This window comes from Saccharopolyspora sp. NPDC047091 (genome assembly GCF_040643635.1).
Taxonomy (GTDB): domain Bacteria; phylum Actinomycetota; class Actinomycetes; order Mycobacteriales; family Pseudonocardiaceae; genus Saccharopolyspora_C.
On the sequence record NZ_JBEYUS010000041.1, the window covers coordinates 1 to 22500 of the forward strand.

The 22500-nt window shown below is 72.7% G+C and carries 23 protein-coding genes; 2 read left to right on the top strand and 21 right to left on the bottom strand.

Annotated features, from left to right (window positions below; all coding sequences use genetic code 11):
- Positions 1 to 113 precede the first annotated feature (113 nt).
- Positions 114 to 1409, bottom strand: coding sequence for a GNAT family N-acetyltransferase (locus ABZ805_RS18345; RefSeq protein WP_358441397.1), 1296 nt, complete (start codon positions 1407 to 1409; stop codon positions 114 to 116).
- Between the two features lie 106 nt (positions 1410 to 1515).
- On the opposite strand from ABZ805_RS18345, the gene ABZ805_RS18350 reads away from it, so the two are divergent.
- Complete coding sequence (locus ABZ805_RS18350; RefSeq protein ID WP_358441400.1) at positions 1516 to 2535, top strand: helix-turn-helix domain-containing protein; 1020 nt, start codon at positions 1516 to 1518, stop codon at positions 2533 to 2535.
- 19 nt (positions 2536 to 2554) lie between these two features.
- On the opposite strand, the gene ABZ805_RS18355 is transcribed toward ABZ805_RS18350, so the two are convergent.
- The 15 genes from ABZ805_RS18355 to ABZ805_RS18425 form a co-directional block, all read right to left on the bottom strand.
- Positions 2555 to 3388 (bottom strand): alpha/beta fold hydrolase, encoded by an 834-nt coding sequence (locus ABZ805_RS18355; RefSeq protein ID WP_358441403.1) that lies wholly within the window; start codon positions 3386 to 3388, stop codon positions 2555 to 2557.
- Between the two features lie 83 nt (positions 3389 to 3471).
- Positions 3472 to 4743, bottom strand: a complete 1272-nt coding sequence (locus ABZ805_RS18360) for a GTP-binding protein (RefSeq protein WP_358441406.1) — start codon at positions 4741 to 4743, stop codon at positions 3472 to 3474.
- A complete protein-coding gene (gene cysD / locus ABZ805_RS18365) occupies positions 4743 to 5678 on the bottom strand; it encodes a sulfate adenylyltransferase subunit CysD (RefSeq protein ID WP_358441409.1) in 936 nt (311 codons plus the stop codon). The genes ABZ805_RS18360 and cysD overlap by 1 nt, the downstream gene beginning before the upstream one ends.
- Positions 5675 to 6265 carry an adenylyl-sulfate kinase gene (gene cysC, locus ABZ805_RS18370; RefSeq protein ID WP_358441411.1) on the bottom strand — a complete coding sequence of 197 codons (591 nt, stop codon included), beginning with the start codon at positions 6263 to 6265 and terminating at the stop codon, positions 5675 to 5677. Before cysC ends, cysD begins: the two co-directional genes overlap by 4 nt.
- Positions 6262 to 7587, bottom strand: coding sequence for an MFS transporter (locus ABZ805_RS18375; protein ID WP_358441414.1), 1326 nt, complete (start codon positions 7585 to 7587; stop codon positions 6262 to 6264). Before ABZ805_RS18375 ends, cysC begins: the two co-directional genes overlap by 4 nt.
- Positions 7588 to 7598: 11 nt before the next feature.
- Positions 7599 to 8366 carry a class I SAM-dependent methyltransferase gene (locus tag ABZ805_RS18380; protein ID WP_358441417.1) on the bottom strand — a complete coding sequence of 256 codons (768 nt, stop codon included), beginning with the start codon at positions 8364 to 8366 and terminating at the stop codon, positions 7599 to 7601.
- A gap of 66 nt (positions 8367 to 8432) precedes the next feature.
- Positions 8433 to 9575: a hypothetical protein gene (locus tag ABZ805_RS18385; RefSeq protein WP_358441419.1), complete on the bottom strand. Its 1143-nt coding sequence runs from the start codon at positions 9573 to 9575 to the stop codon at positions 8433 to 8435.
- A gap of 55 nt (positions 9576 to 9630) precedes the next feature.
- The gene (locus ABZ805_RS18390) at positions 9631 to 10362 is read right to left on the bottom strand and encodes an SDR family oxidoreductase (protein ID WP_358441422.1); all 732 of its coding nucleotides are present in this window, start codon (positions 10360 to 10362) and stop codon (positions 9631 to 9633) included.
- Positions 10359 to 11186 (bottom strand): hypothetical protein, encoded by an 828-nt coding sequence (locus tag ABZ805_RS18395; protein WP_358441425.1) that lies wholly within the window; start codon positions 11184 to 11186, stop codon positions 10359 to 10361. The genes ABZ805_RS18390 and ABZ805_RS18395 overlap by 4 nt, the downstream gene beginning before the upstream one ends.
- Before the next feature lie 32 nt (positions 11187 to 11218).
- Complete coding sequence (locus ABZ805_RS18400) at positions 11219 to 12445, bottom strand: transaldolase family protein (RefSeq protein WP_358441428.1); 1227 nt, start codon at positions 12443 to 12445, stop codon at positions 11219 to 11221.
- Between the two features lie 77 nt (positions 12446 to 12522).
- On the bottom strand, positions 12523 to 13218 hold the full coding sequence (locus ABZ805_RS18405) for an HAD-IA family hydrolase (protein ID WP_358441430.1): 696 nt from the start codon (positions 13216 to 13218) through the stop codon (positions 12523 to 12525).
- Positions 13219 to 13411: 193 nt separating this feature from the next.
- Positions 13412 to 13816, bottom strand: a complete 405-nt coding sequence (locus ABZ805_RS18410) for a hypothetical protein (RefSeq protein WP_358441433.1) — start codon at positions 13814 to 13816, stop codon at positions 13412 to 13414.
- Positions 13817 to 13873: 57 nt separating this feature from the next.
- Positions 13874 to 14053, bottom strand: coding sequence for a hypothetical protein (locus ABZ805_RS18415; RefSeq protein ID WP_358441436.1), 180 nt, complete (start codon positions 14051 to 14053; stop codon positions 13874 to 13876).
- A gap of 183 nt (positions 14054 to 14236) precedes the next feature.
- Positions 14237 to 15238 (bottom strand): LuxR C-terminal-related transcriptional regulator, encoded by a 1002-nt coding sequence (locus ABZ805_RS18420; protein WP_358441439.1) that lies wholly within the window; start codon positions 15236 to 15238, stop codon positions 14237 to 14239.
- 407 nt (positions 15239 to 15645) lie between these two features.
- Positions 15646 to 15843, bottom strand: a complete 198-nt coding sequence (locus tag ABZ805_RS18425; RefSeq protein ID WP_358441442.1) for a hypothetical protein — start codon at positions 15841 to 15843, stop codon at positions 15646 to 15648.
- A gap of 212 nt (positions 15844 to 16055) precedes the next feature.
- Between ABZ805_RS18425 and ABZ805_RS18430 the strand changes: the two genes are divergently transcribed.
- Positions 16056 to 16910 (top strand): NAD(P)-dependent oxidoreductase, encoded by an 855-nt coding sequence (locus ABZ805_RS18430; RefSeq protein WP_358441445.1) that lies wholly within the window; start codon positions 16056 to 16058, stop codon positions 16908 to 16910.
- 67 nt (positions 16911 to 16977) lie between these two features.
- Here ABZ805_RS18430 and ABZ805_RS18435 read toward each other — a convergent pair whose 3' ends face one another.
- Genes ABZ805_RS18435 through ABZ805_RS18455 form a run of 5 tightly spaced genes read right to left on the bottom strand, consistent with a single transcriptional unit; the run spans position 16978 to position 22475 of the window.
- A complete protein-coding gene (locus ABZ805_RS18435) occupies positions 16978 to 17616 on the bottom strand; it encodes a class II aldolase/adducin family protein (RefSeq protein WP_358441527.1) in 639 nt (212 codons plus the stop codon).
- Entirely contained in the window at positions 17613 to 18092 is a 480-nt protein-coding gene (locus tag ABZ805_RS18440) for a ribose-5-phosphate isomerase (protein WP_358441447.1), read from the bottom strand. The genes ABZ805_RS18435 and ABZ805_RS18440 overlap by 4 nt, the downstream gene beginning before the upstream one ends.
- A 2-nt stretch (positions 18093 to 18094) precedes the next feature.
- Positions 18095 to 19849, bottom strand: a complete 1755-nt coding sequence (locus ABZ805_RS18445) for a dihydroxyacetone kinase family protein (RefSeq protein ID WP_358441450.1) — start codon at positions 19847 to 19849, stop codon at positions 18095 to 18097.
- Positions 19846 to 21312, bottom strand: coding sequence for an FGGY-family carbohydrate kinase (locus ABZ805_RS18450; RefSeq protein WP_358441453.1), 1467 nt, complete (start codon positions 21310 to 21312; stop codon positions 19846 to 19848). The genes ABZ805_RS18445 and ABZ805_RS18450 overlap by 4 nt, the downstream gene beginning before the upstream one ends.
- Complete coding sequence (locus ABZ805_RS18455) at positions 21309 to 22475, bottom strand: NAD(P)-dependent oxidoreductase (protein ID WP_358441455.1); 1167 nt, start codon at positions 22473 to 22475, stop codon at positions 21309 to 21311. Before ABZ805_RS18455 ends, ABZ805_RS18450 begins: the two co-directional genes overlap by 4 nt.
- Between the last annotated feature and the right edge of the window lie 25 nt (positions 22476 to 22500).

Consider the following 22500-nt stretch of genomic DNA (forward strand, 5'->3'; position numbering starts at 1 on the left):
CGCGAGGACAGCGATTTCTCCTGTGGCGGAGCCACCGGTGAAATCGATCCCGCAGCGAGGGAACCGCTGAGGTTCCGCCACCGGAGCACTGCGCAACAGGAGCAGCGGGGACTTCACCGCGATGGTTCGAGCCCACGGCAAGTGCGGGACCAGCTCCACTCGCCTGGTTCTGGGACTCCTACCAGCTTGAGCCCCGCCGCGCGCAGCGTGCGGGCGATCGCCGTGTCGTCCACGCGGGTGTGCGCCCACACCGCGGTCATCCCGTCCGCGTCGGCCTGCGCGACGAGTTCCGCGGCGAGCCGGGTGCCGATGCCGCTGCGCTGCCGGTCGTCGCGCACCAGCAGCGCCAGTTCCGCGGCGGTGCCGTCGCGCATCAGGTTCCCCATCGCCACCACCTGCCCGTCCGCGTCCAGCACCAGCAGCGACCGCCCCAGTTCCGGGGTGAGCAGCCGCAGCAGTCCGCGGTCGCCACCGGCCGGGCCGGGGCTGGCGTAGCGGCGGTAGCGGGTGGCGGCCGAGCAGCGGGCGTGGAACGCGGCGACGAGCTCCAGGTCGGCGCGGTCCGCGGTGCGCAGGACCAGCGCTTCCCCGCCGGTGGTGACGAGTTCCCGCACTTCGGGGCGCAGCCGTTCCCGGCAGGTCGCCGCCAGGTCGACCATCGCCCGCGCCCGCGCGAACTCGGCCGGGGTGAACGCCGCACCGGCCCGGTCCAGCACCAGCGCACCGCCGCCGGGCACGGTCAGCCGCAGCCACCGGCCGTCGACGCCGTCGGGTTCGGCCGAGTGCTCCTGCCAGCGGACTTCGACCGGGCCGAGGGTGCCGCGCAGCGCCCGCACCAGGTCGCCGCGCCCGCGCACCAAGTCGGCGGCGAGGTGCAGCGTCCGGGTGGGCACGTCGTCGAGCTCCCGCACGTCGGCGGGGCGGGCGGTGACGTCGCGGCCGCCCGCGTCGGCCACGGCCCGCACCAGGTCCGCTTCGCCCGCGGACGTGGGCACGTGCACCAGGACCTCGTCGACCGCGCCGTCGGCGACCGGGTGGACGTGCACGGTGCGGATGTCGCCACCGAGACCGGCGAGCCCGGACGCGAGCCCGGCGAGGCTGCCCGGGTCGTCGGTCACCGAGGCGCGCAGCCGCCACAGCGCGCGCGGTGCGGCGGGTTCACCGAGGACCTGTTCCGGCGCGAACTCCGGCGGGGGCACCGGGCGCCGCGTCCAGGAGAACCGCACCGCGGCACCGGCCGCGAGCAGCGCGCCCGCCGCGATGAGCAGTACCGACGGGGCGGTCGGCCGTCCGGTGGCGAGCAGGTGGGCGAGGCCCGCCGCCGCGCACAGCAGGGCGAGTTCGACGACTTCGCGCGTCCAGCCACCTCGGACGGGGGCCGCTGCCGGGATTCCGCGGTGCTCGGTCATGCCCCGACCTTGCCCGCGGGATGTTTCCCCCGGCCCGCGGCGGGATGACGGCGCCGTTAAGCCGAACGGTCCTGGCGAGAACCCGTCACGCGGATAAGATCACGCCATGACGACTGCGACCGGGTCCGCGGGCAAGCACCGGGTGGCCGTGCTGCCGACCACCGGCACCGCGCCCTTCGAACTGGGCGTGATCTCGGCGGTGTTCGGGCACTACCTGCTCGACCTGATCCCCAGCCACTACGAGCTGGCGGTGTGCGCGGAGGACTCGGGCGCGGTGCCGCTGGCGGGCGGGGCGGTGATGAGCACCCCGCACGGGCTCGCCGAACTCGCGGCCGCCGACACGGTGATCGTCACCAGCCGGGCCGACCCGCACGAGGCGCCGTCCGCGGAACTCGTCGCGGCGCTGCGCGCGGCCGGGGACCGCGGCGCGCGGCTGGTGTCGACGTGCACCGGCGCGTTCGCCCTCGCCGCCGCCGGGGTGCTCGACGGGCGCCGGGCCACCACGCACTGGCGCTACGCGGACCTGCTGCGCACCCGGTACCCGAGCGTCGAGGTCGATCCGGCGCCGCTGTACGTCGACGAGGGCGACGTGCTGACCGGCGCGGGCAGCGCGGCCAGCCTGGACCTGTGCCTGCACCTGGTGCGCAAGGACCTCGGCGCGGCGCTGGCGAACACGGTGGCGCGCCGGCTGGTGATCCCGCCGCACCGCGAGGGCGGACAGGCCCAGTACGTGGAGACGCCGGTCGCCGGATCACCGGCCGACGACGGGGTGGCGCGCAGCATGGAGTGGGCGCTGGCGCACCTCACCGAACCGCTCACCGTGGAGCTGATGGCCGGGGCCGCGCACATGTCCGAGCGCAGCTACCTGCGCCACTTCGCCCACGCCACCGGGAGTTCGCCGATGCGCTGGCTCGCGGCGCAGCGCATCGGGGCGAGCCTGGCGCTGCTGGAGAAGACGAAGGACCCGGTGGACGAGGTCGCCGAGGCGGTCGGCTTCGAATCGGTCGTGACCTACCGGTACCACTTCAGCCGCATCATGCGGACCTCGCCGACGGCCTACCGCAGGCTGTTCCACACCGCGCCCGCCCCGGCGCCGGCCCGCGCGCTCGCGCCCCAGGCCGGGTAGGCCCGGGGCGCGCCCGCGATCAGTCCTTCCGCTGCAGGAAGGCGAACAGCGCCGCGGCGAGTTCCGCCGGGGCGTCCTCCTGCACGAGGTGCCCGGCGCCGGGGATCAGCCGCAGCTCGGAGCCGGGGATCAGGCCGGTGAGCTCGTGCGCCTTGTCCACCGGGATCCAGGTGTCCTCGGCGCCCCAGCACACCAGCGTCGGCATCCGCAGCCGGTCGTAGGAGCCCTGCACCTCGTCGGTGAAGCACTGGTCGGCCTGCGCGATCTGCCGGTAGAACGCGGGCTGCCCGAGCTCGCCGAGCCACGGTTCGGCCAGCGCGTCCACCAGCGGGTCGTCCAGCCCGCGGTGGCTGGCGGAGCGGATGTACTCGCGCACCAGCGCCCGGTGCATCGCGGGCGGCAGTTGTTCGAAGACCTGCACGTTCTCCCCGACCAGCCGGAAGAACGGCGATCCCCACGGGGCCAGCGCGACCGGGTCGACGACGGCGAGCCGCTCGTACTCGGCACCGTGCAACAGGTGCGCGCGCAGCGCGACGGCACCGCCGAAGTCGTGCGCGACCACCGCGGGCCGCTGCAATCCCCAGTGCTCCAGCAGTTCCGCGAAGACCCGGCCCTGCGCGGCGAGCGACACGTCCTGCCCGTCGCGCTTCTCCGACGTCCCGTAGCCGGGCATGTCCCAGACGTGCACCCGGAAGTGCGGGGCGAGCGCTCTGGCGACACCCCGCCAGACGAAGGAGGAGAAGGGCGTGCCGTGCAACAGCACGACCGGTTCCTTCCCCTCCTCGCCCAGCACGTCCCAGCGGACGTCACCGGCGCTGCTGCGGTGGACTCGACCGAGTTCCCACTCCTGCACGAAGGCTCCCTCTCGATTCGTCTTGATCGACTCAGCTTCGATCCGGAGAAGTATGCCAGCCGCGTGGGAACGGGAACCCCGGATCAGGGCAGCGCCATCGCCGCCGTGAGCGTCGAGCCGTCGCCGGGATCGATCAGCAGCAGCGATCCGGTCGCCCGCGATTCGGCGTAGGCGTCGACCGGTACCGGTTCCGCGGTGCGCAGCACGATCCCGCCGATGTCGTTCATCTCCAATCCGCCGGGGGCGGGGCTGCGTTCCAGCGTTTCCGGGGTGAGCCGGTGCCGCACTTCGCGCACCACCGCCTGCACGGTGCGCGTCGCGTGCTTGAGCAGCACGCGCTGCCCGGCGACCAGCGGCCGCTCGTGCAGGTGGCAGGCGGTGGCTTCGATCTCCCGCACCGGCCGCGGCGCGTCCGCGACCGGCACCAGCAGGTCACCGCGGCTCACGTCGAGGTCGTCGGCGAGCCGCACCGTCACCGACTGCGGCGCGCGGGCCACCGCCGCCGGTTCGCCCAGCACGTCGATGGCTTCGACGGTGCTGGTCAACCCGGACGGCAGCACGGTGACCCGCTGCCCGACCCGCAGCGTCCCGGACGACAACCGGCCGGCGTAGCCGCGGTAGTCGAGGTGTTCGGGGGTCTGCGGGCGGATGACGTGCTGCACCGGGAACCGCACCGGATCGGCGGCCGGGTCCCGGTCGGCGGGCGCGGTCTCCAGGTGCTCCAGCACGGTCGGCCCGCCGTACCAGTCCATGTGCCGGGAGGGCACGACGACGTTGTCCCCTTCCAGCGCGGAGATCGGGATGGCCAGCACGTCCCCGGCGCCGAGCGAGGCGGCGTAGCGGACGAACTCGTCGACGATCTCGGTGAACCGCTGCTCGGACCAGCCGACGAGGTCCATCTTGTTCACCACCAGCACTAGGTGCGGCACCCGCAGCAGCGCCGCGACCGCGGCGTGCCGCCGGGTCTGCTCGACGAGCCCGTGGCGGGCGTCGACGAGCACCATCGCCAGGTCGGCGGTGGAGGCCCCGGTGACCATGTTCCGGGTGTACTGCACGTGCCCCGGGGTGTCGGCGAGGATGAACCGCCTGCCGGGGGTCGCGAAGTACCGGTAGGCCACGTCGATGGTGATGCCCTGCTCCCGCTCGGCCCGCAGCCCGTCGGTGAGCAGCGCCAGGTCCGGCGCGGCGGTCCCGTGCTCCGGTGCACCGCGGGTGATGGACTCCAGCTGGTCGGACAGCACCGACTTCGAGTCGTGCAGCAGCCGTCCGACCAATGTGGACTTCCCGTCGTCCACCGAGCCCGCGGTGGCGAAGCGCAGCAAGGACATCTCGCGGTTCCGCTCGATGACGCCCATCAGAAGTACCCCTCCCGCTTGCGGTCCTCCATGGCGGATTCGGACAGCTTGTCGTCGGCGCGGGACGAGCCGCGCTCGGTCAGCCGCGATTCGACGATCTCGTCGATCACCTCGGCGACGGTGCCCGCGGTGGAGTCGACGGCCCCGGTGCAGGACATGTCGCCGACGGTGCGGTAGCGCACCGTGCGGGTCTCGACGGGTTCGTCCTCGCGCGGCCCGCCCCACTCGCCGGGGGCCAGCCACATCCCGCCGCGCGCGAACACCTCGCGGTCGTGCGCGTAGTAGATGCTCGGCAGGTCGATGCGCTCCCGCTCGATGTACTGCCACACGTCGAGTTCGGTCCAGTTGCTCAGCGGGAACACCCGCACGTGCTCACCGGGGGCGCGCCTGCCGTTGTAGAGCTGCCACAGCTCGGGCCGCTGCCTGCGCGGGTCCCAGCCGCCGAACTCGTCGCGCAGCGAGAACACGCGTTCCTTCGCCCGCGCCTTCTCCTCGTCGCGGCGCCCGCCGCCGAACACGGCGTCGAACCCCCCGCGGCGGATCGCGTCGAGCAGCGGCTCGGTCTGCAGCGGGTTGCGGGTGCCGTCGGGGCGTTCGCGCAGCCGGCCGCTGTCGATGAACTCCTGCACGGAGGCCACGTGCAGCCGCAGGCCGTGCCGGGCGACGGTGCGGTCCCGGTGGTCGAGCACCTCCGGGAAGTTGTGCCCGGTGTCGACGTGCAGCAGCGGGAACGGGACGGGCGCGGGGGCGAACGCCTTCAGCGCCAGGTGCAGCATCACGATGGAGTCCTTGCCGCCGGAGAACAGCAGCACGGGCCGCTCGAACTCCCCCAGCACCTCCCGGATGATGTGCACGCCTTCGGATTCGAGGACGTCCAGGTGCGACAGGCCGGTCGTCTCGGCGGTGTCGGTGAACGGTCCGGCGACGGTCGTCATGCCAACCCCCTCTGGAACAGCAGCGCCCGCAGGCTCACCACGGATTCCTCGACGCTGTGCTGGTCGGTCTCGATCCGCAGGTCCGGGTCGGCCGGCGCCTCGTACGGGGCGTCGACCCCGGTGAGGCCGGTGAGCCCGCCCGCTCGGTGCTTGGCGTAGAGGCCCTTGACGTCGCGGGCCGCGCACAGCTCCACCGAGGTCGCGACGTGCACCTCGATGAAGTCGGCGCCGCTGCGGTTGTGGCGATCGCGGACCGCGGCCCGGCTGGACGCGAACGGCGCGATCACCGGAACCAGGGCGAGAACTCCGTTGCGGGCCAGGGTTTCCGCCATCAGCCCGATGCGGGCGACGTTGGCCTCCCGGTCCTCGCGGGAGAAGCCGAGGCCCAGCGACAGGGTGGTGCGCATGACGTCGCCGTCGAGCACTTCGACGCGGCGGCCCTCCTCCCGCAGCCGTCCGGCGAGGGCCAGGGCGATGGTGGTCTTGCCCGCGCTGGGCAGGCCGGTCAGCCAGACGGTCGCGCCGGGATGGCAGGTGCACCACCGGGCCTCCGCGTCCGGACGGGATGAGCTCGGAGCGAGGGTCATCGCACTACCTCCGTGATCGGGCGGGGAACCGGTGCCGGATCGGCCTCCGGCACGTCGGGGCGAGCGGGTTCGGCGGTGTCGGACACGGATCCCTCGCGCGGCAGCTGGAGCGTGAGGAAGCCCAGCACCACGGTGGTCACGGCGATCACGACGTAGTACCACATGAATCCGCCGGTGAGGTTCTTCAGCGCGCCGGCCAGGTAGTTGCCCGCGATGCCGCCGACGCCCTGGGTGACGTTGGTGACGCCGAAGATGATGGTCGCCGCCGCACCGCTCGCGGTCTTGGCCACGTAGGCGGGGACCAGTCCGTAGATCGGGTAGAAGGCGAGTCCGAACAGGACGCCGGACGCGATGGGCAGGAAGCCGACCGGGGCGACCACCAGGATCACCGCGGCCACGAAGAAGCACGAGTAGCACAGGACGAGCGCGGCGCGGACGCCGATCTTGTCCGAGAGCCAGCCGACGGCGAAGCCGGAGACCATGCCGACGACCCCGATGACGCCCCAGGCGGTGGAGGCGAAACCGATGTCGAAGCCCAGGTCCTCGCGCAGGTACGGGGAGAAGTAGTTCTGGAACGGCATGGACGCGAAGCCGTTCAGGAACTTCATGATCCACACGATCACGACCCAGCGGACCAGCACCATCTTCCAGCCGGCGCGGGCGGATTCCGCTCGGTCACCACCGGAGTCCACCGTGGACTCGTCGGCGGTGCCGGAGAGGATTCCGATGCGCCAGAACGTGAACGTGGCGACCGCGGTGACCATCAGCGTCCCGGAGCCGACCGCGTACCACAGCCCGCGCCAGTTGTCGTCGCTGACGAACGAGGGCACCAACATGCTGTTGATGAACACGCCGTAGCTGGTGCCGCTGGAGATCAGGCCGAGGACCTTGCCCCGGTGCTCGTAGTTGATGATCCGGCCGACGATCTCCACCAGCGGCACGTACACCGAGGCCGCGGTGCCGCCGAGGATCGTCAGCAGCACCCCGATCACCACGATGTCGTCGGTCACCGGCACCAGCACCAGGCACAGCCCGCACAGCACGGCCGAGCCCAAGGTCATCCAACCGCCGCCGATGCGGGTGGACAGCCAGGTCCCGAGCAGCGCGAACACCAGGAAGCCGAGCTGCCCGGCGGCGGTGATGGTGCCGACGGCGGTGAAGCCGAAACCGAGCTCCAGCCGCATGTCGGTGACGATCTGGGAGAACAGGTAGAAGCCGAAGCCGTAGGTCGCGGCGACGAAGCTCGTCAGCAGCACCGTGACCACGAAACCGACCAGGGGGCTGCGCTTCGCGGGCGCAGCGGAGTGCGTTGATGCGTTCATGGGTTGTTCCTTCACGACTTGCGGGCGACCTGGATGATGAAGTCGGCCCCATGCGGGTCGAACTCGGCGCGGAAGTCCCCGTAGCGCTCGACGGACTCGAAGCCGGCGGTGCGCAGCAGCCCCGCCAGCTCGTCCGCGAGCACCGGGTAGACCTCCAGGTGATGGGTGACCTCGCCGTCGAACTCGTAGCGGAAGCGGCAGCGCTCCGCGTCGACGTGCGCGACCGACACCTGCACCCCGCCGCAGTAGTAGAAGTTCCCGCTGCTGCGGTAGCGGTGCGCGCGGATGGCGTCGAAGTTGCGGTGGTCCAGCACGAGCACGCCGCCGGGTTCGAGGGCTTCGTAGAACTCGCGGAGCACGGTGGCGCGCTCCGCCGCGTCGAACAGGTGCGGGAACGAGCTGCCCAGGCAGACGATCGCGTCGAACCGGCCGTCGAGGTGCGAGCGCAGCTCGGTCCAGTCGGCGCACACCGTCGGCAGTTCCACGCCGCGGGCGGCGGCGTTGCGGGCGGTCTGCTCGATCATCGCCAGGCTGCCGTCCGCGGCCGTCACGTCGTAGCCGGCTTCGGCGAGGGTGACGGCGTGGAATCCGGTGCCCGCCGCCGCATCGAGCACGCGGCGGGCACCGGTGCCGGAGAGCAGGGCGTCGAAGAAACCGCCTTCGCCCGCCTTGCGCCGCTCCCAGTCGATCAGCTCGTCCCAGTGGTCCACCAAGGACTGGACGTACTGGGCGGCACCGTCCTCGACGGACGCCGGGTTGGCGGGGATCTGCGCGGTCATGATGTCCTCCGTTCGCTGGTGGGTTCGGGTCCCGCGGCGGCCTCCCGGAGGAGGCCGCCACCGGGGTCACGCGTGGGATTCGGCGAAGGCGCGGTACTTCGCGGCGAGCTCGTCGGCGTGCGCGGCGGAGTCGGCGAGCTTCATCGTCTTGCACTCGTAGCCCAGCAACCGCCGCATGATCGCCATCTCGGGCTCGGTGAAGGTGACGGTGCCGTCGGCGTCGATGTGCTCGATGCCGTCCGCGGCCTGGCACCGCTCGTTGATGCGCACCGCCTCGTCCCGGGGCAGGTCGCCGAGGTCGAGCTCCCCGCCGGTGCGGCCCACCCGCACCGGGTAGCCGCCGGGCAGGCCGCCCGGTGCGGGGGCGTGCGCGTGGACGCCGCTGTCGGTGGCGATGCCGGTCAGCACCCGTACCGCGGAGGACGCGGTGAGCAGCTGCCCGTCGACCCCGCCGAGGCGCTTGAGCCGCCCGTCGAGCTGGCGGAACACCGCCTCGTGCGGCACCTCCCGGCTCGGCGGTGCGCCGTCCACCTCGACGTCCAGGTGGTAGGCGCCGTTGCCGGCGTCTCCGGCCCGCGGGACGTAGTGGCTGAAGTAGTGCTGGGCGACCAGCCGCAGCCGCACCGCCGCCGGGTCCACGTCGAGCTCGTGGGCGAACCCGTAGGTCAGCGCCGGGATGATGTTGGCGACGTTGCCGACGCCGATGGTCGGGGCGAGCCCGACCGCGTCCAGCACCGGACCCACCGCGTCCGGGAACGCGGCGTTCACCACCACCGGCCGCACCCCCGAGTCGCGCACCGCCCGCATCAGCAGGTGGTTGAGCGTCAGGTGCATCGGCAGCCACGGGCCGAACTGCGCCTGGTCCAGCTCGGCGAACACCGCCGGGGGCAGCTGGGTGATGATCCGCCAGGACTGCAACGAGGCGCCCATGAACACGATGTCCGGCCGCACCCGGGCGATGGTCTCCGCGGTGGCGTCGACGTCGTGCAGGTCCAGGTGCACGGCGTCGACGCTGCCGTGGGTGCCGAGGTTCGCGGCGGTGAACCGGGCCAGGTTCGCGCGGCGGCGCAGCGCTTCGACGTCGCGCCCGGCGACGACGATGCGGGAGGTCGCCGGGTCGTTCAGCAGCATGGTGAGCACGCGGGAGGACAGGTCTCCCATGCCCACCAGCATGATGAGCGGTTTCTCCGGATGCCGTTCGTCGGTCATGTCCGCCTCCTGGGGGAAGTGCTCCCGGCCCGCCGGCGCGGGCCGGGAGCGGGGGTCAGCGCGGGTAGCAGCCGTTGTCGGCGCGCAGGACGGCGCCGGTCATCAGCGCGGAGTCGTCGTCGAGCAGGTAGGCGCACACGGCGGCCACCGCCTCCGGGGTGATGTCCCCGTCGAGCTGCTCCTGCCGCTTGTACTCGGCGTACCGGTAGTCCGGGATGCGGTCCGCGATGGCGGTGCGGATGATCAGTCCGGGCGAGACCACGTTGACCCGCACCAGCGGCGCGAAGTTCATCGCGTTCGACTTGGTCAGCCCGATGACACCGGCCTTGACGGTGCCGTACAGCGCGTCGGAGCTGCCGACCTCACCGGCGACGGAGGCGAGGTTGACGATCGCGCCCCGCTCCCCCGCCGCGATCACGTGCTCGGCGAACCGCCGGGACAGCCACACCGGTCCCTTGACGTTGACGTCGATGACCCGGTCGATGGTGGCGTCGTCGTAGGCCGCCACCGGCTGCCCCAGGTAGAGGCCGGCGTTGTTGACCAGGCCGCGGACGTCGGGGTGTTCGGCGAGGACCACGTCGAGGAACGCGTCGACGGACTCGTGCGAGCCGACGTCGCAGGTGTGCACCTCCAGCGGCCTGCCCTCGTGCTCGGCGGCGAGCTCCTTGAGGGCGGGTTCGTCGATGTCGCAGGCGATCACGGTCTGCCCGTCGTCCAGGCAGCGCCGCACCAGGGCGCGTCCGACGCCGTTGGCGCCGCCGGTGATGATGACCTTCTGGATGCTCATGCCGTCGTCTCCGTCCGCTGCTGCTGCGGGATGCCGGGCCGGTGCAGGATGTCGATCGGTTCCGGTCCCGGGCCCTGCTGCGGGACCGCGGCCGGTCGGATGCGGTGCTGGTGGAGGTGCTCGTAGTAGGGGCGGCAGTGCTCGACGAACTCCCGCAGCCGCGGGTCGTCCTCCGCGGTGGCCCGGTACTTCCGGGCCGGGCGGGCGATTCCGCTGCTGGCGGCGACGTCGGTGTGCCAGCCGCTCCACGTCTTCCACTCCGGGGCCTCGCCGCTGGACCAGTTGAGCGCCTCCGGCCGGAAGTCGATGCCGGCCGCCGCGCAGTAGGCGGCGAGGGTGCCCGCCGGGTCGGCCGCCAGGTCCGCGGCGTCGATCAGCGGCGGGATCCGCCCGGTGAGCTCCCGGACCTCGTCGAACAGCCGAGCCAGCTCCGCGTAGCCGAGGACCTCGCGGGTCAGCCCGGGGTGCACGGTGGCGTGCGAGAGCACCGCCTCCGCCGGGTCGCGGATCAGGAACGTGTTCGTCTGCGCCAGCAGGTAGCCCGGGTCGGCCAGCAGGTGGTCCAGCGCGTGGTACGGGAAGTCCTTGTGGAACACCGGGTTCCCGTCCCGGGCGGCCTCCATCCGGTCCCGGATCTCCGGGTAGGTCAGCGGGTGGTCCGGGTCGGTGTTCTTGTGCGGGATGTCGGCCCGCTGCTCGTGCATGAAGAAGACGTAGGCGAACTCTTCGTGGAAGACCGTGAAGTCCCCCCGTTCGATGAAGGACCGCTCCAGTGCGGTGGACATCGAACGGGGATGGCTCCACAGCGCGATCGACCGGTGCATGTTCCTGTTTCCTCCTGTTCGGTTCCCGGGGATCAGCGGGAGGTCGCCAGCAGCGGCGTCCGGCTCCGCTCGGCGTGGTGCAGCTGGCGGGAGGCGAAGTCGAGCAGCGCGCGGTTGTTCTGCATCACCTCGGCGTAGGTGGAGATGAAGCAGCCGTAGTGCGCGAACTCCGGCGGTGCCATGCCGTCCTCGGCGTAGGCGTCCCGGAACGAGGGCAGCCGCAGCAGCTTGGCCAGCACCTCCGGCGGGACCTCCTGGTCGATGCCGTCGGGGCGGAACCCGCCGAACTCGTCCTCGCGCCGGATCAGCTCGGCGATGAAGCTCGGCTTGCAGGTGTAGGCGACGTCGGCGCCGGAGCTCTGCTCCAGGTGCGCGCTGAACCACCCGTCGGCGGGCTCGTCGGTCTGCAGGCTGGACAGCAGCAGCTTCACCGGCAGCGAACGCTCCTGGATGAGCCCGTGGATGCGCTTGAGGATCGCCAGCTCCGCCCACCGCAGGTCGCTGGTCTCCAGCGAGATCCCGCGGGCGGCGGCCTCCATCCGCAGGTCCACGTTCGCGCCGAACCGGCCCACCATGTGCGTGAACACGGCCCGCCAGCGCGACAGGTCGCGGCCCTTCGCGTGCGCTTCGGCGAGGCCGTCCTCGACGGCACGGGCGCAGGCCGCGAACTGCGGCACCGTGTAGGACAGCGTTCCGTTGATCGAGATGCCTTCGGCGACCAGCGCCCGCACCACCTGGTAGCCCTGCGCGCTGCCCGGCACCTTGACCATCAGGTTCGGGGCGATCGCGGCGAACCGCCTGCCCTGGTCGCGCATCCGCTCGGGTTCGAACATCAGCCGCGGGTCGAGCTGGCCGGACACCCAGCCGTAGCGGCCGGCGGTCGCGTTCCACTGCGGGCGCATGAAGTTCGCGGCCCGGCGCAGCACCTCCTCGTACACGGTGCCGAACGCGTCCTCCGGGTCGGTGATCTCGTCGTCGCGGATCGCGGCGCGCAGCCACGATTCCCAGCGCGGGACGTCGGCGAGGACGCTGGCGGCGACCAGCGACGGGTTGGTCGTCACCCCGCGCACCAGCGCCCGGTCGGCTCTGCCCGGGTCCAGGAATCCGTCGAGGCGGGACGCCCAGCGCTGCCGGGTGGTGCTGTCGGGGGCGCCGGCGAGCAGGCCGTCGCGCCAGGCGGGGAAGTCGAGCGGTGAGGAGTCCCACCAGATCTCGGCCGATTCGTGGGTTCGCTGCAACTGCTCCAGTACGCGTGACAACAGGATCAACCTCGCTTCTCGTGCCGTGACAGGGTTTTCCGGGCGTCCGGGGACGCGTCAGCGGGCGTGCAGGGGCATCAACGGGCGTGCAGGGGCGTCAGCGGGCGAACGGTGCCGCCGGGCTCCCGCACCCGGTGCAGCAGCAGCGGGAGTTCGGACATCGCGGTGAAGGTGCGGGCGCCCGCCTCGGCGAGCACCGGGGCCGTTCCGCTCCCGGGCGGGGCGTAGCCGAGGACCGCCATCCCGGCGGCGACCCCGGCCCGCACCCCGGGCAGGCTGTCCTCCACGACCACGCACCGCTCCGGCGCGGCACCGGCGTGCCGGGCGGCGTGCCGGAACAGGCCCGGGTCCGGTTTCCAGGAACCGACCTCGTAGGCGCTGTGGATGCGGTCGCCGAAGTACGGCAGCAGGCCGGTGATCCCGAGCGTGTGCCGGATCTTCGCGAGCGGGGCGCTGGAGGCGACGCAGTACGGCACCTCGACCGTGTCCAGCACGCGGCGGACCCCGGGGATCTCGGTGAGGTGCGCGTCGAACGCCTCCGCCGTGCGGGCCCGGAACCGCTCGGTGAAGTCCGCGGGCAGGCCACCGGGGATCAGGGCGGCGAGCTCGGCGACCCAGTCCGCGACCTTGCGGCCGCGGAGGCGCTCCAGCGCGTCGGCCGCGGTGAGGGCGAGACCGAGTTCCGCGGCCATCTCCCGCAGCACCAGCGCGCTGAGCCGCTCGCTGTCCACGAGCACCCCGTCGCAATCGAACACGAGCAGTTCCACGTCCATGACGCCCACTTTCCGAATAGCACGAATGGCTTGGCGAATGCGTCTGCCGTTCCCGCGATCCGACGTGGAGCGCGATATTCGCGGCAGCGGAAATCAAATGGGTTGATCGGGTGTTCCCGGATGTGCGGCATCCCGGGCGCATTGCGGTCGAACTCCCCGGAACGGGGCGGGAGGAGCAGGAGGACCCGGCGGACTAGCCGAGGTCGAGGTACCGGTGGTACCCGCCGTGGCGCGCGGGGGTGCTGCGCAGCTTGACGATCTCCCGGACGTGCATGGAGCGGAACATGATGCCGTTGTGGTCGCTGGCCTCGACGTCGAACACGGCCACCTGGTGCGAGGCGCCGACGGAGGTGACCCGGACGACGATCACGCTGCCCTCCAGGACGGTGGTCAGCTGCTTGGCGTCGTGCTGCACGCTCACGCTCGACTCGTCGTCGTCCAGCGCCCCTTGCAGCGCTTCGACGGCGGCCAGCTCGCTGAGCCACACCAGCACCGGCGTGGCCAGCACCGGGAGATCACCGCCCCAGTGGTCGGCGGTGTCCGACGGCCCCACGACGTGGTCGATCTCCACGTGGCCGCGCACCTTGTCCGGATTCACCGCATCCCCATTCCCACGCCCCGGCAACGTCGCCGGGGCCGTTTCGTCGAACGCCGCTCACACGGCGATGTCGGTCAGCCGCCACCCGTTCCCGTTGCCGTCGCGGGCCTCGAATCCGAGCGCGGATTCGAACGCGACCGCCGGGTCCGCTCCGGTCTCGGCCCACGCTCCTTCGACGGCGTGGGGAAAGACGAGCGCACCGGCGAGGACGAACATGGAAGTGGTCTTGGCGTTCACTGCGATCCCTCAATTCATGAAGTCCGAATGGTTCCGGGCGATTCGCTTCGGTATTCGCTCTCGCCCTGTTGGAACAATCATCGTCGGTGCTTCACAACGAAGTCCAGAAGTGCCCGCTGTCAGCTTCCTGACTGGCAGCGAACTACCACATCTCGCAGTTCCGCCCGGCCGCGCGCTGCCTGATCAGCGGTATCCCTCGTCCGGCAGCAGGCCCAGCTGGGCGGCCAGCGCGCCGGCCTGGAACCGGCTCTCCGCGCGCAGGTGCAGCATGATCGCGGCGATGTGCCTGCGGCAGGTCCGCACCGACATGCCCAGCCTGCGGGCGATGAGCTCGTCCTTCGCGCCGGTCGCCAGCTGGCCCAGGATGGCCTGGGTGAGCTCGGAGCGGATGTCGTCGACCTCGTCGTCGGCGCCGATGCCCATCGGCCGCCCCGAATCCCACATCGAGCTGAACGTGGCCGTGACGAAGTCGACCACGGCGGGCTCCTTGATGCGCAGCGCGCCCTTGGAGACGTCCTCGCCGTCCAGCGGGATGTAGGCGACCTCCCGGTCGTAGACCAGCAGCCTGCGCGGCACGATCGGCACCGTCTTGATCATGCCGCCGCCGTGCGAGACCTGCCGGGCGTGCTCCTGCGACGGCGGGTGCGAGCGGGTGGAGTGCTGCAGCAGGATCCGCAGCTCGATGCCGCGCGCCAGGATGTCCAGGTCCACCTTGAGGATCCGGTCGATGCTGTCGGCGTCCATCCCGCCGCCGGGATGCGCGATGAGCACCTGCTGGGTGGCCTGCCGGGCGCTGTCGGCGATGAGCTGGTTGATGGTGCCGACGTCCTCGATCACGTCGATCGCCTCGTGCCTGCGCTGCGCGCGGCGGCCCTCGTAGTAGGTGGGCAGCAGGCACATCACCTCGCCGCGCACCCTGGCCAGTTCGACCTGCCTGCGGCGGATCTCGGCCTCGTCGTCGAACAGCAGCTCGGCGAGGGCCGTCTCCGGGCCGACCGCGTCGTGGTCCCGATCGCCGTCCGGGGAGACGCGCAGCAACCGCAGCCGCAGCAACGTGCTCTCGGCGTCGGCCACCTGGTGCTCGGTCAGGCCCAGCTCCGCGGCGGCCTCGCCATTGGTCCACAGTGGAGTGGATACCGCGAACTTGTACAGGGCGACCGCCTCCGGGGACAAGCGTGCCTGCATCCTCCGTCGCCTCCTGGCAGTTGCGCGGACCGCGCGGAGCGGCCGGATCGACAGCCCGATCCGTAGAACCGGAGAGAATCGGCTCATTCTAACGGCCCGGATGCGTGCGCATCCGGGTCGCAGAACGCATTCCGGTCTCGCTCCGATTCGGTTGCCCGCGCGGGCGACGGAGAACGCTATTGCACGGAATCAGGGACATCGGTACTGGTGAGAGGGACGCGGGTGGTGCAGTGGACGGTGATTTCCGCCCGTTCCACGGCGGTCGCGCCAAGTCCGTCCGGGTGTGCGGAACGGCGCCGATCAGCCGCATCCGAGAACCGGCGAACGGCGCACCGGAATGGTCTCGACCACGATCGGACCGCGGATTCCTGCGGAAATCGGGCGGACCATTCCGCGAGCCGCCCGGATCAGCGGGCCATGCTCAACCCGCCGCCGACCGGGCGGCGCACCCGGGGACGGACTTCCAGCCGCGGGCGGCGGTCGCGCGCCACCAGCGGCGCGGGCTGCGGCGCCGGGGTCGCGCCGTGCTTGATCGCGTGACCGGCATCGACGCCGTAGGCGACGTCGCGGGCGATGTTCCAGCAGGCGAGGAGAAGTGCGCGCATGACGGGCTCCTTGTCGAGTCCTGATCGGTGGGTTGCCACCAGCATGGAGCGCGGCGCCCGCCGATTCGAGTGGCGGCAACGCCAGATCTCGACAAGATCCCGCCACCGCTCGCGGCGCCCGCGCGGACGGCGGCGGCACCGGCGAGGAGAATCGGCGCCGGGACGGCCGCGACCGCCCCGGAACACGATCCGCGAGATGTTGGGATGCAGCGATGACGACCGTGGCCTTCCTCGGAACCGGCACGATGGGCGCACCGATGGCGCGCAACCTGCTCGCGCACGGGTTCGCGGTGCGCGCGTGGAACCGCACCCGGGCCCGCGCCGACGAGCTCGCCGCCGACGGCGCCACCGTCACCGGCACCCCGGCCGAGGCAGCCGACGGCGCGGACCTGCTCGTGACGATGCTGCTGGACGCGGACGCCACGGTGGAGGCGGGCGGTGCCGCCGCGGCCGCGCTCCCGGCCGGGACGCCCTGGGTGCAGATGGCCACGATCGGCCTGGAGGGGCTGGCGAAGGTCACCGCCGTCGCGGGCGGCACGACGCTGGTGGACGCCCCGGTGCTGGGCACCCGCGCGCCCGCCGAGCAGGGCACGCTGACCGTGCTCGCCGCCGGACCGGAGGAGGTGCGGGACCGGGTGCGGCCGGTGTTCGACGCGGTCGGCGGGCGCACCCTGTGGCTGGGCACCGATGCGGCGCGCGGCGACGGGACCCGGGTGAAGCTCGCGGCCAACAACTGGGTGCTGTCGCTGACGAACGCGGTCGGCGAGTCGATCGCGCTCGCCGAGGCGCTGGGCGTGGACCCGCACCGGTTCCTGGAGGCCATCGAGGGCGGCGCGGTCGATTCGCCGTACGCGCACCTGAAGGGTTCCGCCATCCTCGACGGCGATTTCACCCCGGCGTTCACAGTGGACGGTGCCCGCAAGGACGCCGGGCTGATCGCCGAGGCCGCGGGCGAGCTGCGCCTGGACGTGGCCGAGGCGGTGCGCGCCCGCTTCACCCGCGCCGCCGAGGCGGGCCACGGCGCGCAGGACATGGCGGCCGCCTACTACGCCTCCTTCCGCGGCTGAGCAGGTGAATGGCCCACCCGCCCCGGAAACCCGGTCGAATGGGCCATTCACCTGACGCGGAAGCGGTTCAGCGCCCCGCGAAGTACGCGAACTGCTCGGCACAGCGGTTCAGCTCGTCGTCGTCCAGCACGCGCGGCTGCCCGGCCTGCTGGGCGGTGAGCCACAACCGGCACAGCCACTCCAGCTGCCGAGCCCGGTTGTAGGCCGCCGCCAGGGTGGAGCCGATCGCCACCGTCCCGTGGTTGCGCAGCACGCACGCCCCGCGCCCCTCCAGCGCCGCCGACATGTTCGCCGCCAGCCGGTCGGTGCCGAACGTGGCGTACTCGGCGACGCGCACCACCCCGCCCATCTCGGCGAGCTGGTAGTGCACCGCGGGCACGTCGTCGCGCAGCAGCGACAGCGCGGTGGCGTGCAGCGAGTGCGTGTGCACCACCGCGTCGGCGCCGTGATCGGCGTAGGCGGTCAGGTGCATGGGCAGCTCGGAGCTGGGCGCCCGCTCGCCGTCCACGACCGCGCCGTCCAGCCGCACCACCGGGACGTCGGCGAGGGTCAGCACGTCGTAGTCCACTCCGGACGGTGTCACCGCGACCAGCTCACCGCTGCGCACCGACACGTTGCCCGACGTGCCCACCACGAGGCCGTCGTCGACCATCTTCCGCGCGATGCGGATGACCTCGGCGCGCTCGGCTTCGAGGACTGGGCTCAACACGCCGTCCCGGACTCGTACTCCCCGATCGCGGCGACCTTCTTCGCCGAGGCCGAGGTCTCGTCGAAGTGCAGGTCGAGCCACTGCCCGGCCAGCAGCCGCGCCAGCTCCAGCCCGATGACGCGCTGCCCGAAGCACAGCACCTGCGCGTCGTTGCTCAGCACCGACCGCTGCACCGAGTAGCTGTCGTGCGCGGTCACCGCCCGCACGCCCGGCACCTTGTTCGCGCTGATCGCCACGCCGAGCCCGGTGCCGCACACCAGCAGCGCCCGGTCCGCCTCGCCCGCGGCGACCTTGCGGGCCGCGTTCACCGCCACGTGCGGGTAGTCGGTGTGCTCGTCGGAGCCGACGCCCACGTCGACCACGGAGGCGACCCGCGGGTCCTGCTCCAGATCGGCCTTGAGCACGTCCTTGTAGTCCATGCCCGCGTCGTCGGAACCGACGACGATGCGCCAGCCGCTCGTGTTCTCGGTCATCGTCACTTCACCTCTGTCGCGTCGAGTTCGACTTCACGTCCGCTGAGGACGTCCAGTGCCCGGTTCAGCGCCATCGCCAGCGAGGTGGCACCCGGGTCGGGGGTGCCGACGCTGCGCTCGGCGAGCGGGCGCGCCCGCCCGGTGCGCGGGGTCAGTTCGGCGGTGCGCTCGGCGGCGGCCGTGGCCTCCCGGGCCGCGCGGCCCACCGCGTCGGCGGTCCCGGCGCCGTCGCCGACCGCGGCCGCGAATTCCTCCACGAACGGGATCAGCGCGTCCACCAGCGTCTTGTCGCCCGCTTCGGCGCGGCCCAGCCGCTGCACCGATTCGAGCGCGGCGCGAGCGCCCGCCAGCAGGTCCTCGGCGGTGGGCTCCCGGTCGTCGGGCAGCAGGTCGCCGAAGGAGCGCAGTCCCGCGCCCCACAGCGCACCCGAGGTGCCGCCGGCCTTCGCCGCCCACTCGTCCCCGGCGGCGACCAGCACCGCGGCCGGTCCGGCGCCCTCGGCGGCGACCCGCTCGGCGGCCTCGATCGCGGCGCCGCTGCCGCGGGACATGCCGCGGCCGTGGTCGCCGTCGCCGGCCACCGCGTCGAGCCTGCCCAGCTCGTCCTCGTGCTCGTGCAGCAGGTCGCTGATCGCGCGCAGGCCGCCCACCACGAGCTTCGCGGTGTCCTGCCCGGCCTGCGGGGCGACCGCGGTGGCCGCTTCCACGACCTCGGCGGCCTCCGCCACGACCTCGTCGTCCACATCGGACTCGACGATGCTCCCCTTGCGGTAGGCGGGGGAATCGGCCGGCGCGTGCCAGAGCCGCTCCAGCTCCGGGTCCAGCCAGGTCAGGGTGAGCGAGCACCCGGCCATGTCGAGGCTGGTGACCAGCTCGCCGACCTCCGGCTCCACGACCTCCACGCCCGCCTCGGCCAGCAGCCGGGACGCGGTCTTCCAGACCACGAACAGCTCTTCGTACTTGGTCGAGCCGAGCCCGTTGAGGATCGCCGCGACCCGCGGCTTCTCCCCGGTCCGCTCCGGCGCTTCGGCGAGCACCCCGTCGACGAGCTCGCGCGCCAGTTCCGACGCCGACGGCATGTCCACTTCGGACACACCGGGTTCGCCGTGGATGCCCAGGCCCAGGCCCATCCGGCCCGCGGGCACCTCGAACAGCGGCTGCCCGCTGCCCGGCAGGGTGCAGCCCGCGAACGCCACCCCGAGGCTGCGGGTGCGGTCGTTGGCGTGCTCGGCGACCCGCACCACCTCGTCGAACGAGTAGCCCTCCTCCGCCGCGGCCGAGGCGACCTTGAACACCACGAAGTCGCCCACCACACCGCGCCGCTTGCCCGCCTCGTCGGCCGGGGCGCTGGCCACGTCATCGGTGACCACCACGTTGTGCGCCGAGACGCCCTCCCGCCGCAGCCGCTCCACGGCCAAGCCGAAGTTCATGTTGTCCCCGGCGTAGTTCCCGAACGAGAACACCACGCCCGCACCGGTGTCGGCGGCCTTCGCCACCGAGTAGGCGTCCTCCGCGGACGGCGAGGTGAAGATGTTGCCCACCACCGCACCGTCGGCGAAACCCGGTCCCACCACGCCGCAGAACGCCGGGTAGTGCCCGGATCCGCCGCCGGTGACCACCGCGACCTTGCCCCGGCGGGCGCGGCGCGCCCGCACCACCCCGCCGCGCACCTCGCGCACGTAGCCGGGGTTCGCGGCGACGAACCCCGCCACCGCGTCCTCGGTGAACGTCGCCGGATCGTCGTACAGACGAGTCATCGGGTCACTCCTCCCCCCGACCGCCACACCGGCCGGGCCCGCTCTATCGATTCCAGGTATGCGCGATATCCGCGCTCGTAGATCTCCGCCACCGCGGGGTCCGGCTCGACCACGTGCCGGGCGGTGGCCCACTCCTCGCGATCCACCGGTTCGCCCAGCGAATCCCACGCCGTCATCGCCGCGCCGCGCGCGCCGACGCCCTCCTCCTTCGGGACGTGCAGCGGTCTGCCGAGCACGCTCGCGAAGATCCGGCTCCAGGACGCCGACCGCGCCCCGCCGCCGCAGGCCGCGACCTCACCGGTCAGCCCGGCCGCCTCCAGGTTGTGCCGCGCCGCGTAGGCCACCGCCTCGCACAGCGCGCGCACCAGGTCCGCGGGCGAGGTCTCCAGCGACAGCCCGGTGAACTGGCCGCTGGCGCGGGGCTCCACGAACGGGGCCCGCTCGCCCGAGGAGGACAGGAAGGACAGCGCGGCGACCCCACCGGCCCCCGGCGGGCTCGCCGCCAGCAGGTCCTCCAGGTCGGCCACGCTCGCGCCGACCATCCGCAGCCCCCAGTCCAGGTTCGCGGTGCCGACCATCGCGGGCATCACCCGCAGCACCCGGTCCGGGCTGGGCGTGGCGAGCCACATGCCCGCGGCGTCCCCGGCCGGGTCGATCGTGACCTGCTCGCCCAGCACCTGGCAGCCCAGCGTCGTGCCGATCACCAGCGCCCCGTCGCCCAGCTCCCGCATCCCGGACCCGAACGCGCAAGCGGGCAGGTCGAACGGGCCCGCCGAGACCGGCAGACCCGCGGGCAGGCCGAGCTCGGCGGCGCTGCGCGCGTCCAGCGCGAACAACTTCCCGGGCGGCGCGGGTTCGGCCAGCAGCCCGCGGAACTCGGCGAGCCCGCAGGCCTGCAGCGCCGCGGTGCTGTAGCTGCGGGTGGGCACGTCCAGGAACGGTTGCGAGGCGTCCGAGGCGTCCACCGTGATCTCGCCGGTGAGCCGTTGCACTATCGCGTCAACGCAGTACCCGGCGACCTCCGCGCGCGCCAGCCGCTCCGGCTCGTGCTCGGCGACGTGCGCCAGCAGCGGGCCCGCCGAACCGGGGAACATGCCCGAGCCGGTCAGCGCGTGCACCTCGCGCAGCACGCCCCGCGCCTCCCAGCGGTCCAGCACCGGTGCCGCCCGCGCGTCCAACCAGGACAGCCCGGGTCCGACCTGCCGTCCGGCCGCGTCGCGCAGCCACAACCCGTCGCCCTGACCGGTGATCGCCAGCGCCTGCACCGGTACGTCCGCTTCGGCGGCGACCGAGCGCACCACGGTGATGACCGAGTCCACGACCTCGTCGAGGTCCTGCTCCACCCGCCCGCCAGGCGAGCGGTGCAGGGTGCTGCGGGTGCTGCGGGTGACTCGCGCGGAGCCGTCCCGGCCCAGCAGCGACGCCTTCGTCACCGAGGTGCCGACATCGACTCCGACGATCATGGCCGCAGGTCCTCCAGCCGCCCCGACTCCGCCGGCCGGTCCGGCTCTTCCGGACGGCCCGGCTCTTCCGGACTGCCCGGCTCTTCCGGACGGTCCGGGCCCTCCAGCCGACCCAGCTCCTCCAGCCGATCCAGCACCTCCGGGTTCGCCACGTGCCGCGGCCGCCTGCCCGCGAGGTAGCGGGCCGCGTCGGCGGCCACGATCGATGCCGCCCGGTCCGCGGTCTGCCGGGTCGCGCCCGCCAGGTGCGGCGTGGTGATCACGTTGGGCGCGTCGAACAGCGGCCAGTCCGCCGGCGGCGGCTCCTCGTCGTAGACGTCCAGCGCCAGCCCGGCCAGATGCCCGGAGCGCAGCATCTCCGGCAGCGGCGCGTAGTCCAGCAGCCCGCCGCGCGCCGAGTTCACCAGCACCGCGCCCTTCGGCAGCAGCGCCAGGTTCTCCGCGTTGAGCAGGTGCTCGGTCTCCGGGGTGAGCCGGGCGTGCAGGCTCACCACCGAACTGGCGCGCAGCAGCTCGTCCAGCTCGACCAGCCGCACGCCGTCCGCGGTCGCCTGCACCGGATCCGCGAACGGATCGGCGACCAGCACGTCCGCACCGAACGCGGCCAGCACCCGCGCCACGATCCGCCCGATCGCGCCGTAGCCGACCAGTCCGGCGGTGGCGCCTTCCAGTTCGAGCCCCGCGTTCTCGTAGGCGTAGTAGTCGCCGCGCCAGTGGCCGCTCTTCAACTCCGCGTCCGAGTCGACGATGCGGCGCATCGAAGCCAGGATCAGCCCGACGGCGAACTCGGCGGCGGCGGCCGCGTTGCGGGCCGGAGTGAAACCGACGATGACCCCGGCCTCGGTGGCCGCGGCCAGGTCCACGTTCACCGGCCCGCCGCGGGCGACGCCCACGAACCGCAGGTCCGGGCTCTTCGCCAGCACCCCGGCCGTCACCGGCGCCATCTGGGTCAGCAGCACTTCGGCGTCACCGAGGGCCTCGAGCACCTGCTGCTCGGTCCCGCTGGCCTCACGCACCCCGCCGACCGGGCCGAACGGTTCCACCGGCCAGCCGGTGGCGAGGGTGCGGAAGCTCAGGTCGTGCCCGGGCGCCTGCGCGGTCAGCGCGTCGACGAACAGCTGCGGGTCGACGAAGCGGTCCCCCGCGGCCAGGACCTTGGTCATTGCTGCAGACTCCTTTGTCCGAGGC

Coding starts and splice junctions, on each gene's coding strand:
- ABZ805_RS18440 (WP_358441447.1), bottom strand. CDS start 18,092: ATGACCGAGAACACGAGCGGCTGGCGCATCGTCGTCGGTTCCGACGAC.
- ABZ805_RS18425 (WP_358441442.1), bottom strand. CDS start 15,843: ATGCGCGCACTTCTCCTCGCCTGCTGGAACATCGCCCGCGACGTCGCC.
- cysC (WP_358441411.1), bottom strand. CDS start 6,265: ATGACCCTCGCTCCGAGCTCATCCCGTCCGGACGCGGAGGCCCGGTGG.
- ABZ805_RS18420 (WP_358441439.1), bottom strand. CDS start 15,238: ATGCAGGCACGCTTGTCCCCGGAGGCGGTCGCCCTGTACAAGTTCGCG.
- ABZ805_RS18405 (WP_358441430.1), bottom strand. CDS start 13,218: ATGGACGTGGAACTGCTCGTGTTCGATTGCGACGGGGTGCTCGTGGAC.
- ABZ805_RS18345 (WP_358441397.1), bottom strand. CDS start 1,409: ATGACCGAGCACCGCGGAATCCCGGCAGCGGCCCCCGTCCGAGGTGGC.
- ABZ805_RS18375 (WP_358441414.1), bottom strand. CDS start 7,587: ATGAACGCATCAACGCACTCCGCTGCGCCCGCGAAGCGCAGCCCCCTG.
- ABZ805_RS18450 (WP_358441453.1), bottom strand. CDS start 21,312: ATGATCGTCGGAGTCGATGTCGGCACCTCGGTGACGAAGGCGTCGCTG.
- ABZ805_RS18430 (WP_358441445.1), top strand. CDS start 16,056: ATGACGACCGTGGCCTTCCTCGGAACCGGCACGATGGGCGCACCGATG.
- ABZ805_RS18455 (WP_358441455.1), bottom strand. CDS start 22,475: ATGACCAAGGTCCTGGCCGCGGGGGACCGCTTCGTCGACCCGCAGCTG.
- ABZ805_RS18360 (WP_358441406.1), bottom strand. CDS start 4,743: ATGGGCGTCATCGAGCGGAACCGCGAGATGTCCTTGCTGCGCTTCGCC.
- ABZ805_RS18395 (WP_358441425.1), bottom strand. CDS start 11,186: ATGCACCGGTCGATCGCGCTGTGGAGCCATCCCCGTTCGATGTCCACC.
- ABZ805_RS18380 (WP_358441417.1), bottom strand. CDS start 8,366: ATGACCGCGCAGATCCCCGCCAACCCGGCGTCCGTCGAGGACGGTGCC.
- cysD (WP_358441409.1), bottom strand. CDS start 5,678: ATGACGACCGTCGCCGGACCGTTCACCGACACCGCCGAGACGACCGGC.
- ABZ805_RS18350 (WP_358441400.1), top strand. CDS start 1,516: ATGACGACTGCGACCGGGTCCGCGGGCAAGCACCGGGTGGCCGTGCTG.
- ABZ805_RS18390 (WP_358441422.1), bottom strand. CDS start 10,362: ATGAGCATCCAGAAGGTCATCATCACCGGCGGCGCCAACGGCGTCGGA.
- ABZ805_RS18445 (WP_358441450.1), bottom strand. CDS start 19,849: ATGACTCGTCTGTACGACGATCCGGCGACGTTCACCGAGGACGCGGTG.
- ABZ805_RS18385 (WP_358441419.1), bottom strand. CDS start 9,575: ATGACCGACGAACGGCATCCGGAGAAACCGCTCATCATGCTGGTGGGC.